This is a genomic window from Psychroflexus longus (assembly GCF_020164595.1).
Lineage (GTDB): Bacteria > Bacteroidota > Bacteroidia > Flavobacteriales > Flavobacteriaceae > Psychroflexus > Psychroflexus longus.
Map to the genome: position 1 here is coordinate 1 of NZ_JAIQZE010000042.1, position 255 is coordinate 255.

The window sequence follows — 255 nt, forward strand, 5'->3', positions numbered from 1 at the left end:
TTTTCATGTCTTGTTTTACCTTAACCTGACATCCTAATCTCCATCCTTCAGCAATTTCTTTTCTTGAAAAGTGAGGTTCTTCAGTAGGTAAAATTGAGCCACCACCTTCTGTTACGATACATTTACAATGAATACAAGTTCCACCACCTCCACAAGCTGAAGGCAAGAATAATTTGTTATCACTTAATGTATTTAATAAGGTTGAACCTGATCCAACTTCTAAATCTTCTTCACCATTTACATTAATCTTAACTG

The 255-nt window shown here is 34.5% G+C and carries 1 protein-coding gene; it reads right to left on the reverse strand.

Annotated features, from left to right (window positions below):
- On the reverse strand, positions 1 to 255 hold a 255-nt coding region (locus LB452_RS13500; protein WP_224462257.1), incomplete at both ends, for a 2Fe-2S iron-sulfur cluster-binding protein.